At 72.6% G+C, this 15,053-nt stretch carries 16 protein-coding genes and 1 pseudogene; 13 read left to right on the top strand and 4 right to left on the bottom strand.

Annotated elements, in window-relative coordinates:
• The 4 genes from KBX39_RS06870 to KBX39_RS06855 form a co-directional block, all read left to right on the top strand.
• Nucleotides 1–195, top strand: a 195-nt coding sequence (locus tag KBX39_RS06870; RefSeq protein ID WP_210869630.1) for a GlsB/YeaQ/YmgE family stress response membrane protein, incomplete at its 5' end; no start/stop codon positions are given.
• A gap of 222 nt (nt 196–417) precedes the next feature.
• Entirely contained in the window at nt 418–1,710 is a 1,293-nt protein-coding gene (locus KBX39_RS06865) for a sugar ABC transporter substrate-binding protein (RefSeq protein ID WP_043329000.1), read from the top strand.
• Complete coding sequence (locus KBX39_RS06860) at nt 1,707–2,693, top strand: carbohydrate ABC transporter permease (protein WP_064448693.1); 987 nt, start codon at nt 1,707–1,709, stop codon at nt 2,691–2,693. The genes KBX39_RS06865 and KBX39_RS06860 overlap by 4 nt, the downstream gene beginning before the upstream one ends.
• The gene (locus KBX39_RS06855; RefSeq protein WP_064448692.1) at nt 2,690–3,523 is read left to right on the top strand and encodes a carbohydrate ABC transporter permease; all 834 of its coding nucleotides are present in this window, start codon (nt 2,690–2,692) and stop codon (nt 3,521–3,523) included. Before KBX39_RS06860 ends, KBX39_RS06855 begins: the two co-directional genes overlap by 4 nt.
• A gap of 14 nt (nt 3,524–3,537) precedes the next feature.
• On the opposite strand, the gene KBX39_RS06850 is transcribed toward KBX39_RS06855, so the two are convergent.
• Nucleotides 3,538–4,398, bottom strand: a complete 861-nt coding sequence (locus KBX39_RS06850; protein ID WP_030503116.1) for a hypothetical protein — start codon at nt 4,396–4,398, stop codon at nt 3,538–3,540.
• Between the two features lie 149 nt (nt 4,399–4,547).
• Nucleotides 4,548–5,333 (bottom strand): enoyl-CoA hydratase-related protein, encoded by a 786-nt coding sequence (locus tag KBX39_RS06845; RefSeq protein ID WP_043331020.1) that lies wholly within the window; start codon nt 5,331–5,333, stop codon nt 4,548–4,550.
• A gap of 19 nt (nt 5,334–5,352) precedes the next feature.
• On the opposite strand from KBX39_RS06845, the gene hemW reads away from it, so the two are divergent.
• Nucleotides 5,353–6,576: a radical SAM family heme chaperone HemW gene (gene hemW, locus KBX39_RS06840; RefSeq protein ID WP_210869627.1), complete on the top strand. Its 1,224-nt coding sequence runs from the start codon at nt 5,353–5,355 to the stop codon at nt 6,574–6,576.
• 39 nt (nt 6,577–6,615) lie between these two features.
• On the opposite strand, the gene KBX39_RS06835 is transcribed toward hemW, so the two are convergent.
• The gene (locus KBX39_RS06835; RefSeq protein WP_082931180.1) at nt 6,616–7,260 is read right to left on the bottom strand and encodes a DUF4870 domain-containing protein; all 645 of its coding nucleotides are present in this window, start codon (nt 7,258–7,260) and stop codon (nt 6,616–6,618) included.
• 233 nt (nt 7,261–7,493) lie between these two features.
• On the opposite strand from KBX39_RS06835, the gene hrcA reads away from it, so the two are divergent.
• The 3 genes from hrcA (at nt 7,494) to KBX39_RS06820 (ending at nt 10,471) form a co-directional block, all read left to right on the top strand.
• Nucleotides 7,494–8,516 (top strand): heat-inducible transcriptional repressor HrcA, encoded by a 1,023-nt coding sequence (hrcA, locus tag KBX39_RS06830; protein WP_030503120.1) that lies wholly within the window; start codon nt 7,494–7,496, stop codon nt 8,514–8,516.
• 73 nt (nt 8,517–8,589) lie between these two features.
• Entirely contained in the window at nt 8,590–9,735 is a 1,146-nt protein-coding gene (dnaJ, locus tag KBX39_RS06825) for a molecular chaperone DnaJ (protein ID WP_176722776.1), read from the top strand.
• Between the two features lies 1 nt (nt 9,736).
• Entirely contained in the window at nt 9,737–10,471 is a 735-nt protein-coding gene (locus KBX39_RS06820) for a 16S rRNA (uracil(1498)-N(3))-methyltransferase (protein ID WP_064448691.1), read from the top strand.
• A gap of 15 nt (nt 10,472–10,486) precedes the next feature.
• On the opposite strand, the gene KBX39_RS06815 is transcribed toward KBX39_RS06820, so the two are convergent.
• Entirely contained in the window at nt 10,487–11,248 is a 762-nt protein-coding gene (locus tag KBX39_RS06815; protein WP_069087978.1) for an SDR family NAD(P)-dependent oxidoreductase, read from the bottom strand.
• 93 nt (nt 11,249–11,341) lie between these two features.
• On the opposite strand from KBX39_RS06815, the gene KBX39_RS06810 reads away from it, so the two are divergent.
• From KBX39_RS06810 to KBX39_RS06790, 5 genes and pseudogenes are all read left to right on the top strand, one after another.
• Nucleotides 11,342–11,686 carry a histidine triad nucleotide-binding protein gene (locus KBX39_RS06810; protein ID WP_013475524.1) on the top strand — a complete coding sequence of 115 codons (345 nt, stop codon included), beginning with the start codon at nt 11,342–11,344 and terminating at the stop codon, nt 11,684–11,686.
• On the top strand, nt 11,683–13,059 hold the full coding sequence (locus tag KBX39_RS06805) for a serine hydrolase (protein WP_113972682.1): 1,377 nt from the start codon (nt 11,683–11,685) through the stop codon (nt 13,057–13,059). Before KBX39_RS06810 ends, KBX39_RS06805 begins: the two co-directional genes overlap by 4 nt.
• 134 nt (nt 13,060–13,193) lie before the next feature.
• A complete protein-coding gene (locus KBX39_RS06800) occupies nt 13,194–14,252 on the top strand; it encodes a PhoH family protein (protein ID WP_030503125.1) in 1,059 nt (352 codons plus the stop codon).
• Nucleotides 14,253–14,290: 38 nt separating this feature from the next.
• Entirely contained in the window at nt 14,291–14,764 is a 474-nt protein-coding gene (gene ybeY / locus KBX39_RS06795) for an rRNA maturation RNase YbeY (protein ID WP_030503126.1), read from the top strand.
• A pseudogene (locus KBX39_RS06790) lies at nt 14,740–15,053 on the top strand (hypothetical protein); the annotation flags it as partial. The gene ybeY and the pseudogene KBX39_RS06790, both read left to right, overlap by 25 nt.

Below are 15,053 nucleotides of genomic sequence, written 5' to 3'. Positions count from 1 at the left end.
AACATGCCCATGTGGCTGCACATGCTGATCGGCGTCGGCGCCGCGCTTCTGGGCACGCTCGTCGCCCGGGCCTCCGGCTTCGCCGAGACCGCCGGCATCGACTGGCGCGAGCTGATGCTGCAGGTGCTGTTCGCCGCGATCGGCGTGGCCCTGGTGGCCGGTGTCGGCCGTCGCCGCGGCGTCTCGCGCTACTGACCCCGCACCACGCGCCTCGACGGGCGCCCGGCCTCACCGGCCGGGCGCCCGTCGGCGTTCGTGGGCTCTGAACTGCCCGGACGGCATCGATGTCGGCCGGGCCCCGGCTGCGATACGGTCGCCTGTGCCCTCCGTCACGAACACCCCCTGTTGTAAAGGAAATTTTCCTACTAAGGTGCGGCGGAGAAGGTTAGTGCCAAACGGCCCTGAGGGAGATATGGCGTGAACAGGTGGAAGCGGCTGGCTCCGGTCACCGCCATCGTGGCGTCGGCCGCGTTGGTGCTGACCGCGTGCGGTGGCTCCGGCGACGACGACAAGGCCGCCGACAACAGCAAGCTCACTGTGTGGATGATGGGTGAGGGCGGCGACGCCCAGACCGCGTTCCTCGACAGCGTCGAGGCGGAGTTCAAGAAGAAGCACCCCGAGACCGACGTGGTGGTGCAGTACATCCCCTGGCTCGAGGCGCCGAAGAAGTTCCAGGCCGCGCTCGCCGGTGGCGAGGGCCCGGACGTCACCGAGCTGGGCAACACCGAGACCCAGGGCTGGGCCGCTCAGGAGGCCCTGGCCGACGTCTCGGACAAGTTCAACGCCTGGTCCGAGGGCAAGGACATCCTGCCCGACCTGGTCAAGAACGCTCAGCTCGACGGCAAGCAGTACGGCGTGCCGTGGTACGCCGGCGTGCGCGCCGTCTACTACCGCACCGACTGGTTCGCCGAGGCCGGCGTGAAGCCGCCGACGACCTGGGACGAGATGGTCGCCGCCGCGAAGGCGGTGCAGGCCAAGAAGCCCGGCACCTACGGCATCGCCCTGCCCGGCAACTCCGAGCTGCCGTTCTACTCCTTCCTCTGGAGTGCCGGCGCGGAGATCGCCACCAAGGAGGGGGACAGCTGGAAGTCCGGCTACAACACCCCCGAGGCGCAGAAGGCGGTCAAGTTCTGGACCGACCTGGTGACAGTGCACAAGGTCGCCCCGCCGGCCGCCGCCGGGTGGAACGAGGTCGACGCCCGTACCCAGTTCGCCACCGGCAAGGCCGCGATGGCGTTCGCCGGTAGCTGGCAGGGCGGCGCGATGAAGAAGGACAACCCGGACATCGAGAAGGTCTGGGGCACGTTCCCGATCCCCGGCCCGGACGGCAAGGCCGCCCCGGCGTTCGCCGGTGGCTCCGACATCGCCATCTGGAAGGACAGCGAGCGGGCGGCGCTGGCCTGGGACTACATGACCGTGCTGCTGAGCAAGCAGAAGGACAAGGAGTTCGCCAGCAGCCTCGGGTTCTTCCCGGTCTACCAGGACCTGGTCAGCAGCGGTGACTACGCCAACGACAAGGTGATGGCGGCGTTCGCCACGGCCATCCAGAACACCAAGCTGACCCCGCTCACCCCGAAGTGGGTCGAGGTCAGCCGCACCAAGACGGTGACCCAGGCGATGAACAGCTCGGTCATCAAGGGCCAGAAGACGGTCGAGAAGGCCACCGCCGACGCGGCCACCGAGATCGAAAGCATCCTCAACGCCAAGTGACCACGCTGACCGAGGCCACCGGCGAGGCCGCCGCGCGGGAGACCCCCGCGCGGCGGCGCCGTCGCCGGGTGGACCACCTTCCGTACCTTCTGCTCCTGCCCTGCCTGGCGATCATCGCCGTGCTGCTGCTCTGGCCGCTCGGCCAGGTCGTGTGGATGTCCTTCCACAAGCTGGACAGCGTCCGGCAGCTGCGCGGCGACCGCGAGTGGCCATGGATCGGCCTGGCCAACTACGCGCAGATCCTCGGCGACCCGTTCTTCCGTACGGTGCTGCGCAACACGGTGCTGTTCGCGGTCGCCAACGTGGCGCTCACGATGGTCCTCGGCACGCTGGTCGGGCTGCTGCTCAACCGCCTGGGCAAGAAGATGGCCACGTTCGTGGCGAGCTGCGTGATGCTCGCCTGGGCCACCCCGGCGCTGACCGGCACGATCGTCTGGAAGTGGATCTTCGACGACACGAGCGGTCTGGTCACGTGGCTGTTCAACAAGCTCCCGGACGGGCTGTCCACGGCGCTGTTCGGGCGCAGCGACTGGACCGGGTACGGCTGGTTCAACGACCCGCTGCTGTTCTTCGCCATCCTGACGCTCGTGGTGGTCTGGCACTCGTTCCCGTTCATCGCGGTGAGCGTGCTGGCCGGGCTCAAGAGCGTGCCGACGGAGTTGCAGGAGGCGGCCCGGGTCGACGGCGCCGGCCCGTGGAAGGTGTTCTGGAAGGTGACGTTCCCGATCCTGCGGCCGGTCTTCGGCATCCTCGTGGTGCTCTCCACGATCTGGGACTTCAAGGTCTTCACCCAGCAGTTCGTGCTGGCCGGCGGCACCCAGGACCGGTCGACGTTCATGCTGTCGATCTACTCGTACGCGGAGGCGTTCTCACCGCCGCCGAAGTACGGCCTCGGCTCCGCCATCGCCGTGATCCTCACCGTGATCCTGCTCGTGGTGACCGCCCTGTACGTCCGCATGGTGCTGCGGCAGGAGGACGAATGATGAAGAAGATCGCCCTCAACGGCGCGGGCCTGCTGGTCGCGCTCTTCGCCGCGTTCCCGGTCTACTGGATGGTGGCGACGTCGCTGAAGCCCAACCGGGAGATCTTCTCGTCCACGCCCCGGCCGGTGCCGGCCGAGCCGACGCTGGAGCACTACCGGGAGATCCTCACCGGCAACCTGATCCCGGGCGTGACGTTCACCGACTTCTTCCTCAACAGCGTGCTCGTCGCGGGGGCCACGGTGCTGCTGAGCGGGCTGGTCGCCCTGCTCGCCGCGACAGCCGTGGCCCGGTTCCGGTTCAAGCTGCGCACCACGTTCCTGATCATGCTGCTGGTGGTGCAGATGATCCCGCTGGAGGCGCTGGTCATCCCGCTGTTCCTGATGATCCAACGGCTCGGTCTCTACAACACGCTGCCCAGCCTGATCCTCACGTACCTCGGCTTCTCGCTGCCGTTCGCGGTCTGGATGCTGCGCGGCTTCGTCGCCGCGGTGCCGAAGGAACTGGAGGAGGCCGCCGCCATCGACGGCGCCAGCCGGGCCCAGACGTTCCGCAAGGTGCTGTTCCCGCTGGTCGCGCCCGGCCTGGTCGCCACCAGCATCTTCTCGTTCATCACCGCCTGGAACGAGCTGATCTTCGCGCTGACCTTCATCAACGACCAGCAGAAGTACACGCTGCCGGTGGCGATGACGTTCTTCTTCGGCCGCGACGACACCGCCTGGGGCTCGGTGATGGCCGCGTCCACGCTGTTCACCCTGCCGGTGATCGTCTTCTTCCTGCTGGTGCAGCGCCGGATGGTCTCCGGCCTGGTCGCGGGAGCCGTGAAGGGCTGAGGGCGGCGGGCCGGTCAGGCCGCGGCGAACACCTCGGCGCGTACCTCGGTGGCCGGGTCGCCCTTCACCCGGGCCCAGGAGCCCTGCTCGGCGGTCCACTCCAGGTTGCCGAAGCGGACCTTCTTCACGCCGTGGTCGTCGGCGTGCGAGACCAGCCAGTGCGCGTACCGCCAGCCGTTGCGGTCGTCGCCCGCCGGCACGGTGAGCGCGGTCAGGTCCGTCGCCGTGGCCAGCCGGGGCAGCCCCCAGTCCAGCGACAGGCTCTCCAGCACGGCGCTGGCGGCGGCCGGCCCGCGCATCGTCGGCGGCGAACTCACCGTGCAGGCCACCGCGCCGGTCGCGTGGCCGAGCAACGCGCGGGTCAGGACCTCCGACTCGTCGGCCCACTTCTCGTACGCCTCGGGGAAGGCCGACCGCTGCACCCGCTGGGCGGCGTCGGTGACCCGCATCCGCTCCCAGCCCTTGACCTTCTTCAGCGCGGCGTAGAACTTGTTCGCCGCGTACCGCGGGTCCTGGACCTGCTCCGGGGTGCCCCAGCCCTGGCTCGGGCGCTGCTGGAACAGGCCGAGCGAGTCGCGGTCGCCGTGCGCGATGTTGCGCAGGTGCGACTCCTGGTACGCGGTCGCCAGCGCCACCACCACCGCCCGCTCGGGCATCCGGCGCTGCATGCCGATGGCCGCGATGGTCGCCGCGTTCGCCATCTGGTCGGCGCCGAGCACCACCTCGCCGTCGGCCTGCACCGTGCAGGTCCGGCTGGCCAGGGGGAGCCGCAGGTGCTCGCCGAACTGCTTGGTCACGACATAGACCGCGAGCAGCGCCAGTACGCACACCGCAACACCAGATGCCACGATCGCCGCTCGCGTCCGCACCCGCACCCCCTGTCCCGACAGTCCGACAAGCGTACGTCGGCCCCGCGCCGCCGCGTCTCGGCCGAGTGGCCGTCCCGCCACCACGTGACCGGCGCCGTGCCGCCGCGCGGGGCCCGCCACCACCGAAGGTGACCAGCCGGGCCCCGCCGCGCACCTCAGTCTCCGGCGGGCACCCAGGCGGCGGGCCGCTTCTCCCGGAACGCCATGACGCCCTCACGCCCCTCGTCGGAGAGGAAGTACCCGGTGGACAGCGCCGCCAACTCGGCGATCTCGGCCCGCAGATCCGTGGCGGCGGGCCGGCGCAGCAGCTCCTTCGCCCCGGCCAGCGCACCCGGCGCGCCCCTGACCAGCGAGGCGCAGTAACGCTCGACGGCGGCGTCCAGCTCGCCGGCCGGCACCGCGGCGGTGACCAGGCCGACCTCGGCGGCGCGGCGGCCGTCGAACGTGTCGCCGGTCAGGTACAGCTCGGCGGCGGCCCGCTGGTCCAGCCGGGGCAGCACGGTCGCCGAGATCACCGCCGGGATCACCCCGATCCGCACCTCGGTGAACGCGAACGTCGCCTCCTGCGCGCAGACCGCCAGGTCGGCGGCGGCGATCAGGCCCAGCCCACCGGCCCGGGCCGGCCCGGCGACCTTCGCGACCACCGGCTTCGGGCACTCCCGCACCGCCACCAGCACGTCGCCGAGCATCCCGGCGGGCACCGTGCCGCTGGCGTACGCGGCGGCGGTCTCCTTCAGGTCGGCGCCGGAGCAGAAGACCGGGCCGGTGTGGTCGAGCACGATCGCGCGTACCGCGTCGTCGGCGACCGCGTCGGCGAGCCCGGCCAGCAGCTGGGTCATCAGGGGCGTGGAGAGCGCGTTGCGGTTGTGCGGGCTGTCCAGGGTGAGGGTGGTCACCCCACGGGCCGTGGCGACTCGCACGAGAGCGTCCGGAGAGGTCATGCCGGGCACACTAGTGGCCATGCCCGGCGTCCTTCCAGAAGGCGAACCCGTCCCGCGCGACGGATCGCTGCCCGCCACCGCCCGTCGCGCCGTCGGCGCGCGCGGCTTCGGCGTGTACGTCCACGTGCCGTTCTGCGCCAGCCGGTGCGGTTACTGCGACTTCAACACGTACACCGCCTCCGAGCTGGGCGGCGGGGCGAGCCGGGAGACGTACGCCGACTCGGTGCTGGCCGAGCTGGCGCTGGCCGCCCGGGTGCTGGGCGACTCGCCGCCGCAGCGGGTCGACACCGTCTTCGTCGGCGGCGGCACGCCGACGCTGCTGCCCGCCGACGACCTGGCCCGCATCCTCGACGGCATCGACCGCGTCTGGGGGCTGGCCGCCGACGCGGAGGTGACCACCGAGGCCAACCCGGAGTCGGTGACCCCGGAGTCGCTCAAGACGCTGCGGGCGGCCGGCTACACCCGGATCTCGCTGGGCATGCAGTCCGCCGCGCCCGGAGTGCTCGCGGTGCTGGACCGGCGGCACAGCGCGGGCCGGGCCACCGCCGCCGCGCTGGAGGCGCGCGACGCCGGGTTCGAGCACGTGAACCTGGACCTGATCTACGGCACGCCGGGCGAGACGGCAGACGACTTCGCCGCCTCGCTGGCCCAGGTGGTCGACGCCGGGGTGGACCACGTCAGCGCGTACGCCCTGATCGTGGAGGACGGCACCCGGCTGGCCGCGCGGATGCGCCGGGGCGAGCTGCCGTACCCCTCCGACGACGTGGCGGCGGACCGCTACCTGGCCGCGGAGGCGGCGCTCGGCGCGGCCGGCTTCTCCTGGTACGAGGTGTCGAACTGGGCCCGCTCGGCGGCGGCGGCGTGCCGGCACAACCTGCTCTACTGGACCGGCGCCGACTGGTGGGGCCTGGGCCCGGGGGCGCACAGCCACGTCGGCGGCGTGCGCTGGTGGAACGTCAAGCACCCGAGCGCGTACGCGGCGCGGCTGGCCGAGGGCGCCTCGCCGGCACTGGCCCGGGAGGTCCTCAGCGCGGACGAGCAGCACATGGAGGACGTGATGCTGCGGGTGCGGCTCGCCTCCGGGCTGCCGCTGGACGTGCTGGACGAGCCCGGCCGGGCGGGCGCCGAGCGGGCCCGGGACGCCGGGCTGCTCGACGCCGGGGCGTACGGGCGGGGGCTTGTGGTGCTGACGCTGCGCGGACGGCTGCTGGCCGACGCGGTGGTACGCGACCTGCTGCCGTGACCGGCGCCGGCCGGCCGCCCCCTCGGCCGGCCGGCGGTGTCACTTCACGAAGTTGTAGGTCATCGGGTAGCGGTAGAGCACACCCTCGTTGGCCTTGACCCCGCCGATGATCCCGAAGATCAGCGGCACCAGCCAGACCAGCATCGGGACGAAGAACAGGATCCCGCAGGTGATGACCGTGATCACCCAGGCGAGGACGCTGGCGATGGTCCAGGTGATCTGGAAGTTCAGCGCCGCGACCGCGTGGGCGCGTACGGTCGGCGACTGCTGGCCGCGGGTCATCATCGCGATCAGCGGGGCGACCCAGCCGAGCAGACCGCCACCGATGATGACGCCCGCGGCGCCACCGAAGTGCGCCACCAGGGCCCAGGTCTTCTCGTCGTTGTTGGCGTACCCGGCCGGGCCGTAGCCGCCACCGCCGGGATAGCCGCCACCGGCGCCGTAGCCCGGCGCGCCGGCCGGCGGGGGGTAACCACCAGGGGGCGGGTAGCCGCCCGGCGGAGGCTGGGCACCGGGGGGCGGGTAGCCGCCCGGGGGCGGATAGTCACCGGGCGGGGGATACCCGCCCGCGCCCGGCGCGCCGGACAGTGGAGCGGTGGGCGGCTCGCCGGAGCCGTAGGGCGCCGACGGGTCGGGCTGGGGGCCGGAGTCCCCTGCTCCGGGAGGGCGAGGAGGTTCAGTCATGGAGGTCACGGTAGGGCCAGCGGGCAAGTCGCACCAGGGCGACACAGACCGAGCGTGACCGGCTGTTCGGCCCTGGCGTGCCGCGCGGTGTGGTGGGCCGCACCGCAGGTCCGTCAGGCGATCATCGCGTCGGTGGGGGTGCCGACGTAGACTGGCACTCGCTACAGTCGAGTGCCAGCCGCCCGGCGGATGCCGCGTGCCGGCCCGGCCGAGGTGTGTCAGGAGGTGGGGACATGGGTCTCGACGACCGCAAACTCGCCGTGCTGCGCGCGATCGTCGAGGACTACGTCGCCACGCAGGAGCCGGTGGGCAGCAAGGCCCTGGTCGAGCGGCACCAGCTCGGCGTCTCCCCGGCGACGGTGCGCAACGACATGGCGGTGCTGGAGGAGGAGGGCTACATCCGGCAGCCGCACACCAGCGCCGGCCGGGTGCCCACCGACCGCGGCTACCGCCTCTTCGTGGACCGGCTCTCCCGGGTCAAGCCGCTCAGCCCCGCCGAGCGCCGCGCCATCGAGCGCTTCCTGGTCGGCGCGGTCGACCTGGACGACGTGGTGCACCGCACGGTCCGGCTGCTCGCCCAGCTCACCCGGCAGGTCGCCGTGGTGCAGTACCCGAGCCTGGCCCGGTCCAAGGTGCGTCACCTGGAACTCGTGCCGATCTCCACCACCCGGCTGATGGTCGTCATGATCGCCGACACCGGCCGGGTCGAGCAGCGGCTCGTCGAGCTGCCCGCCCCGGTTCCCGCCGACGACGTGACCGACCTGCGCCGGCTGGTGAACGAGAAGCTCGTCGGCAGCCAGCTCTCCGAGACGCCGCCGCTGGTGCAGGCCCTGGTGGACGAGTCCGCGCCGCACCTGCGCCCGGCCATGACCACGCTGTCCACGGTGCTGCTGGAGACACTCGTGGAACGGCACGAGGAGCGCCTCGCGCTGGCCGGCCAGGCCAACCTCACCCGGGGCGGCCTGCTCGACTTCCAGGGCTCGCTGCGGCCGATCCTGGAGGCGCTCGAAGAAGAGGTAGTGCTGCTCAAACTGATCGGCGAGACCGAGCCGAGCACCACCCGCGTGCTGATCGGCGACGAGAACGAGTTCGACAACCTGCGGGCCGCCTCGGTGGTCAGCACCGGCTACGGACCGGGCAGCACCATCGTCGGTGGGCTCGGCGTGCTCGGGCCGACCCGGATGGACTACCCCGGCAATATCGCCATGGTGAGGGCCGTGGCACGCTACGTGGGCGAACTGCTGGCCCAGAACTGACCAGTCAGGGCCGACGGCCGGTTGCGGCCGACGACCGGAGCGACGCGAGACGAACATGAGGACACCTAACGCAGTGGCCAGGGACTACTACGGCATTCTCGGCGTGAGCCGGGAAGCCTCCGACGACGAGATCAAGCGCGCCTACCGCAAGCTGGCGCGGCAGTACCACCCGGACGTCAATCCGGACCCGGAGGCCCAGGAGAAGTTCAAGGACATCAACGCCGCGTACGAGGTCCTCTCGGACGACCGGAAACGGCAGATCGTCGACCTCGGCGGCGACCCGCTCGCCCCCGGCGGCGGTGGCATGGGCGGCCCGGGCGGGCCCGGCGGCGCCGGTCCGTTCGTCGGTTTCCAGGACATCATGGACGCGTTCTTCGGCGGCGCGGCGGGCGGCAGCCGGGGACCCCGGCCGCGCACCCGGCCCGGCGCGGACGCGATCCTGCGCCTGGAACTGGACCTCAACGAGACCGCGTTCGGCGTCGAGGCGCCGATCACCGTCGACACCGCGGTGCTCTGCACCACCTGCTCCGGCGCCGGCACCGCCGCCGGCACCCACCTGGCCACCTGCGAGGCGTGCGCCGGCCGGGGCGAGGTGCAGTCGGTGCAGCGCACGTTCCTCGGCCAGGTGGTCTCCGCCCGGCCGTGCACCGTCTGCCAGGGCTACGGCACCACCATCCCGCATGCCTGCCCGACCTGCGCCGGTGAGGGCCGGGTGCGTACCCGCCGCTCGCTGACCGTCAAGATCCCGGCCGGCGTCGAGGACGGCATGCGCATCCGCCTGGCCCAGCAGGGCGAGGTCGGCCCGGGCGGCGGCACCGCCGGCGACCTCTACGTGGAGATCCACGAGCGGCCGCACGACGTCTACTCCCGCAAGGGCGACGACCTGCACTGCCGGGTGACGGTGCCGATGACCGCCGCCGCGCTCGGCACCCGGCTGACCATCAAGACGCTGGACAGCGAGGAGACCGTCGACGTCAAGCCCGGCACCCAGCCCGGCAGCACGCTGCGGCTGCGCGCCCGGGGCGTACCGCACCTGCGCGGCACCGGCCGGGGTGACCTCTACGTGCACCTGGACGTGCGTACCCCGACCAAGCTCGACGCCGACCAGGAGCGGATGCTGCGCGACTTCGCCAAGACCCGCGGCGAGGAGGTCGCCGAGCTGACCAAGCAGGGCGGCTTCTTCTCCCGGATGCGCGACGCCTTCAACGGGCACGCCTGAGGTGTCCGCCCCGCTGTTCCTGGTCGAGGCGCTGCCCACCGGTGACACGCTGACGCTGGACGGCCCGGAGGGCCACCACGCGGCCACCGTGCAGCGGCTGCGGGCCGGTGAGGAGCTGCTGCTCGCCGACGGCCGGGGCGGCACCGCCGCCGCGGTGGTCACCGCCGTCGGCCGGGGCACGCTCGACCTGCGCGTCACCAGCCGGGGGTACGCGGACGCGCCCGTCCCGCGGCTCGTCGTGGTGCAGGGCATCGCCAAGGGCGACCGGGGTGAACTCGCCGTGCAGGCGATGACCGAGGTCGGGGTGGACGAGATCGTGCCGTGGGCGGCGTCCCGCTCGGTGGCGCAGTGGCGCGGCGACCGGGGCGTACGGGCCCGGCAGAAGTGGGTGGCCACCGCCCGGGAGGCGGCCAAGCAGGCCCGCCGTCCGTGGCTGCCGGTGGTGGCCGGCGCCCCGGACGAGTCCACCGCCACGGTGGCCCGCCGGATCGCCGGCGCGGCCGCCGCGTTCGTGCTGCACGAGGGCGCGCAGGACCGGCTGACCACAGTCGACCTGCCGACGGCCGGGGAGATCGTCCTGGTGGTCGGCCCGGAGGGCGGCATCGCCGACCACGAGCTGGCCACGTTCGCCGAGGCGGGCGCCCGCACGGTCCGCCTGGGCCCGTCGGTGCTGCGTACGTCCACAGCGGGCGTGGCCGCCCTGACAGTCCTGGCCACCCGCCTGACCCACTGGTAGCGGGGGAGGCGTGGGTCAGGAGCGGAGGTAGGAAGCGCCGTTCAGGTCGATGATCGTTCCTGAGGCCCACTCGGCCTCGGGGCTCGCCAGCCAGTGCACCGCCGCCGCGATCTCCTCCGGACGCGCCACCCGGTGGAACGGGGACTGCGCGCGTACCGCCTCGCCCCGCTCTGCCTTCAGGTGCTCGTTGGTCATGTCCGTCTCGACGAAGCCGGGCGCCACGCAGGCCACCCCGATGCCGTACGGCGCCAGGGCCACCGCCAGCGACTGGGCCATCGCGTTCATCCCGGCCTTGCTGGCGCCGTACGCCGGGTTGGCCGGCTCGCCCCGGAACGCGCCCCGGGACGAGACGTTGACGATCCGGCCCCCACTGTCGCGCATGTGCTGCGCGGCGCACCAGGCCGCGTTCGCCGCGCCGACCAGGTTGGTGTCGAGCACCTCCCGCCACCGCGCCCGCCACTGCTCGTAGCTGCTCTCGAAGACCGGGTGCGGGGGATCGGCCGGCCCGAACACACCGGCGTTGTTCACCAGCACGTCGAGGCCACCGAGCCGCTGGGCCGCCTCGTCCACCATGGCGCGTACCGCGTCGGGGTCGGCCAGGTCGGCGCGCACCACCACGTGCCCGTCGCCGGGCAGCTCGGCGCGCAGCCGTTCCGCCAGCTCGGCGGAGTCCCGGTGGTGGATCGCCACCCGGTCCCCACCTGCGGCGAACGCTCGCGCCACCGCCCGCCCGATGCCCCGCGAGGCCCCCGTCACCAGCACCGCCCGTCCCGCCATGGCGGCCATCCTGCCGCACCGGCCCGGGGTGTTAAGAAGGGCCCCTTCCCATGCCGGAGGCGTTAAGCGGGGGCCCTTCCTTACACTGCTGCGATGGACTGCCTCTTCTGCCGGATCGTCGCCGGGGAGATTCCCGCCACCATCGTCCGCGAGACCGCCACCACCCTGGCCTTCCGGGACATCGACCCGAAGGCGCCCACGCACGTGCTGGTGATCCCGAAGGAGCACTACGCCGACGTGGCCACGCTGGCCCAGGGCGCGCCCGAACTGGCCGGGGAGGTGCTCCAGACCGCCGCCGTGGTGGCCGAGGAGGAGGGCCTGACCGTGGACGGGTTCCGGCTGATGTTCAACACCGGCCCGTACGGCGGCCAGGAGGTCTTCCACGTGCACGCCCACCTGCTCGGCGGCGCGCCGCTCGGCCCGATGCTCTGCCGATGACCGACGTGTCCGACCGGCTCGGCCGGATGGTGCGCCAGGCGCAGGCCACCGGGCGGATCCCGGCGGTGTCGGCCGCCCTGCACCGCGCCGACCGGCCGCTCTGGACCTGCGCCGTGGGCGACACCGGCAACGACACCCCGCTGGGGCCGGAGACGGTGTTCCGGATCGGCTCGGTCACCAAGACGTTCACCGCGGCACTAGTCATGCAGTGCCGCGACGACGGCCTGCTCGACCTGGACGACCCGGTCGGGCGGCACCTCGACCTGCCGGCGCACGGCGAGCTGACCGTACGCCGGCTGCTGTCGCACACCGCCGGCCTGCAACGCGAGCCCCACGGCGACGTGTGGGACAGCCTGCGCGCCCCGGCCGTGGAGGAGCTGCTGGCCGACCTGGCCCGGGTCGAGCGGGTGCTGCCCACCGGGCGGCGCTTCCACTACTCCAACCTCGGCATGGCCCTCCTGGGCGAGATGGTGGCCCGGCTGCGCGGCGGGACCTGGGCCGAGGTGCTGGCCGACCGGGTCCTCGCCCCGCTCGGGCTGACCGCCACCGGTCCGGCCCCGACCGAGCGTGCCGCGACCGGGTTCCTGGTCGACGCGTACTCCGACGAGGCCCACCCGGAGCCACCGGCCGACTTCGGCGCGGTGGCCCCCGCAGCCCAGCTCTGGAGCACCGCGCCGGACATGGCCCGCTGGGCCGCCTTCCTGGCCGACCCGGCGGCGCTCGACCCGGACGGCGCGGTGCTCGCCGCGGCTACCGTCGAGGAGATGCGCTGGCCGCTCACCACCACCGACGAGTCGGTCTGGACGGCCGGCTTCGGCCTCGGGCTGATCCTGGTGCCGCAGCCCGAGCGGGTGACCCACGTGGGGCACGACGGCGCGATGCCCGGATTCCTCGCCGCCGTCTACGGGCGGCGCGGCGGGCAGGGCACCGCCGGGGCGATGGGCGCCGCGGTGCTCGGCTCGTCCGGCGCCGGCGTGGAGGTGTTCGACCTGGCGCACCGGCTGCTCGCCGCCGCCGCCGAGCACGACCCGGCGGAGATCGAGCCGTGGCGTCCCGGCCCGCCCGCGCCGGCGCACCTGCGCGGCATGCTGGGCCGCTGGTGGGGCGAGGGTTTCGAGTACGTCTTCTCCTGGCACGACGGGACGCTGCGGGCCCGGGGCGCGGACGACCCGGCCGGGAAGCCGCCTGCGGTGTTCGCGCCGCTGCCGGACCGGCCGGACGTGTTCCGCACGGTCTCCGGCCGCGAGGTGGGGGAGCTGCTGCGGCTCACGCGCGACGAGCACGGCGTGGTGGTCCGGATGCACTGGGCGACCTACCGCTTCACCCGGCGCCAGGAGACCTTCGACGGGTACGACTTCCGCGCCGGTGACTGATCGCCGAGCGCCGGAAATGGGCGCGGTGTGCGCGGTGCCGACCCGATACGATGGGAGGTAACCGTACGCCGCGCCAGCAGGGCCCGGCACAGAGAAGCGGAGAGCAGGTGGCGCAGGGCCCGACGGCCCGACCTATGACCGGCACCCCACCTCCCGGCACGCCGCGCGTGCAGACCAGGATCACGGTCGGAGACCAGAAGATCATGGTGAACCTGCTCGGCGCGGGCGACGAGATCCTGCGACTCGTCGAGCGTTCGGTCAACAGCGACGTCCACGTGCGCGGCAACGAGATCACCATCACCGGCGCGCCCGCCGACAACGCCCTCGCCGAGCGTCTCTTCAGTGAGCTGCTCGAACTGATCGAGAAAGGCGAGACCCTGACCACAGACGCGGTACGGCGTACCGTCGGCATGCTCGAGCAGGGCGGCGCCGAGCGGCCCGCCGAGGTTCTGACGCTCAACATCCTCTCCCGGCGCGGCCGCACCATCCGTCCCAAGACGCTCGGGCAGAAGAAGTACGTCGACGCGATCGACGCGCACACCATCGTCTTCGGGATCGGCCCGGCCGGTACCGGCAAGACCTACCTCGCGATGGCGAAGGCAGTGCAGGCGCTGCAGGCCAAGCAGGTCAACCGGATCATCCTGACCCGCCCGGCGGTCGAGGCGGGGGAACGGCTGGGCTTCCTGCCCGGCACCCTGAACGAGAAGATCGACCCCTACCTGCGCCCGCTCTACGACGCGCTGCACGACATGCTCGACCCGGAGACCATCCCGAAGCTGATGGCCGCCGGCACGATCGAGGTCGCGCCGCTGGCATACATGAGGGGCCGCACGCTTAATGACGCGTTCATCATCCTGGACGAGGCGCAGAACACCACGCCCGAGCAGATGAAGATGTTCCTCACCCGGCTCGGCTTCGGCTCCAAGATCGTCGTCACCGGTGACGTCACCCAGGTGGACCTTCCCGGCGGGACGACCAGCGGCCTGCGCGTGGTCCGGGAGATCCTGAACAACGTCGAGGACGTGCACTTCGCCCAGCTCTCCAGCTCCGACGTGGTCCGCCACAAGCTGGTGGGTGAGATCGTCGACGCGTACGCCCGCTGGGACGCCGAGCGGGAGAACCAGCAGGCCCAGAGCGTGCACGCCGTACCCGGGCGGACCGCCCAGGGCGGCCGGGCCGGCCGGCGCCGCTGACCACCGGCGCAAGCCGTCACACCATCAGAGGAAGACAGTTGTCCATCGAGATCGCCAACGAGTCGGGTGTCGAGGTCGACACCGACGCCGTGCTCGCCGTCGCGCGGCACGCCCTCGACGAGATGGGGGTCAACCCCCTCGCCGAGCTGTCCGTGCTGCTCGTCGACATCGAGTACATGTCGGAGCTGAACCACCGCTGGATGGGCGGCGACGGCCCGACCGACGTGCTCGCCTTCCCCATGGACGAGGGCAGCGTCGACCACGGCCCGGGCGAGAGCGCCCCGGCCGGCGGTGAGCCGGCCCTGCTCGGCGACATCGTGCTCTGTCCGGAGGTGGCGGCCAAGCAGGCCGCCGTGGCCGGGCACTCGGCGGCCGACGAGCTGCACCTGCTCACCGTGCACGGCGTGCTGCACCTGCTCGGCTACGACCACGCCGAGCCCGAGGAGGAGCGGGAGATGTTCGGTCTCCAGGCCCGGCTGCTGGCCAGCTGGCGGTCGACCCGGTCGCGGTGATGGACACCTTGGCGGCGGTCCGCGCCCCCGCCGGCCTGCCCGATCTTCAACTCCTGGTCTTCGCCGCCGGGCTGGTGGTCCTCGCCGGCCTGATCGCGATGACCGAGGCGGCGCTCGCAGCGGTCTCCCCGGCCCGCGCCGCGGAGCTGACCCGGGACGGGGCGCGCGGCGGGCGGGCCCTGCAGGTGGTCGCCGGTGACGTGGTCCGCCATCTGAACCTGCTGCTCCTGCTGCGGCTGCTGGCCGAGCTGACCGCCACCTGCGCGACCAGCGTGGTGGCGGTCAGCTC

Origin of the sequence: Micromonospora sp. D75, assembly GCF_018070405.1 — a bacterium.
Taxonomy (GTDB): domain Bacteria; phylum Actinomycetota; class Actinomycetes; order Mycobacteriales; family Micromonosporaceae; genus Micromonospora; species Micromonospora chalcea.
This window is presented reverse-complemented; position numbering and strand designations above follow the sequence as displayed.

What these genes read in the sequence shown, in the direction of transcription:
- KBX39_RS06855 (WP_064448692.1), top strand. Translation starts at nt 2,690, where the DNA reads ATGATGAAGAAGATCGCCCTCAACGGCGCGGGCCTGCTGGTCGCGCTC.
- KBX39_RS06845 (WP_043331020.1), bottom strand. Translation starts at nt 5,333, where the DNA reads ATGACCTCTCCGGACGCTCTCGTGCGAGTCGCCACGGCCCGTGGGGTG.
- hemW (WP_210869627.1), top strand. Translation starts at nt 5,353, where the DNA reads ATGCCCGGCGTCCTTCCAGAAGGCGAACCCGTCCCGCGCGACGGATCG.
- KBX39_RS06835 (WP_082931180.1), bottom strand. Translation starts at nt 7,260, where the DNA reads ATGACTGAACCTCCTCGCCCTCCCGGAGCAGGGGACTCCGGCCCCCAG.
- hrcA (WP_030503120.1), top strand. Translation starts at nt 7,494, where the DNA reads ATGGGTCTCGACGACCGCAAACTCGCCGTGCTGCGCGCGATCGTCGAG.
- KBX39_RS06815 (WP_069087978.1), bottom strand. Translation starts at nt 11,248, where the DNA reads ATGGCGGGACGGGCGGTGCTGGTGACGGGGGCCTCGCGGGGCATCGGG.
- KBX39_RS06810 (WP_013475524.1), top strand. Translation starts at nt 11,342, where the DNA reads ATGGACTGCCTCTTCTGCCGGATCGTCGCCGGGGAGATTCCCGCCACC.
- KBX39_RS06805 (WP_113972682.1), top strand. Translation starts at nt 11,683, where the DNA reads ATGACCGACGTGTCCGACCGGCTCGGCCGGATGGTGCGCCAGGCGCAG.
- KBX39_RS06800 (WP_030503125.1), top strand. Translation starts at nt 13,194, where the DNA reads ATGACCGGCACCCCACCTCCCGGCACGCCGCGCGTGCAGACCAGGATC.